This window comes from Paenibacillus forsythiae T98, assembly GCF_000520735.1.
GTDB lineage: Bacteria > Bacillota > Bacilli > Paenibacillales > Paenibacillaceae > Paenibacillus_AQ > Paenibacillus_AQ forsythiae.
This window is the reverse complement of sequence record NZ_ASSC01000422.1, coordinates 1-656: the sequence shown is the minus strand read 5'-3', so window position 1 is coordinate 656 and position 656 is coordinate 1. Positions and strand designations below refer to the sequence as shown.

The 656-nt window shown below is 48.8% G+C and carries 1 pseudogene; it reads right to left on the bottom strand.

The window, feature by feature from the left end:
- Positions 1 to 303 (bottom strand): annotated as a pseudogene (locus L692_RS28760) (penicillin-binding protein 2); the annotation flags it as partial.
- Between the last annotated feature and the right edge of the window lie 353 nt (positions 304 to 656).

The following is a 656-nucleotide window of genomic DNA, read 5'->3' as shown; positions in this document are numbered from 1 at the left end:
CTCCAAGTATTCCTTGGTCAGCGTAATATACAGCGACTGGATGGGAGTGGAATAGGCGATCTTCTCGCCCCCAGCGGCGAGAATCGAACCGCGCATCGCGGCAAGCGGCACATCCTTCGTGTCCCGGTTCGTCTCCACCTCGGTCAGCGTCGGGCCTTCCACGAATTGCAGTACGGCAAGACGGATAATAATTACACAGAATATAACAAACGTACTGAAAAAAAACACATTGATCCGCAGCGCCAGGGTACTCTTGCTGCCGGTCTCGTCCGAGGGCGAGCCCTGCTTGCGAAAAAGGCTCACTTTGCTCTCTCCTTATTATAACATTTAAGAATTCATATGTATCCCGGAAAGCAGGCTAATGCCTATGGAACCCATTTATTGTAACATAGTTATGCGATTTACTAGAAGTTTCATTGAGTGTACAAATTGAAAGGACATCGTCCTTTTGCAGAGAAATTGAGGTCAACGACCAAACAATTCCAATACAAAGGAGATGCCCATTCTTGTAGAATTGCTGTAAAGCCGGAAATTTCACAGCCTTGGCCTCGCCATCTTGTTGTTAGTTCGTACCCCTTCCGGTTGTTCCGCTTTCGCCCGCACTGCCGTTTTGCTGAAGACTCTTCTTCGGCACTCCGTCGAGGCCGTATTCCCAA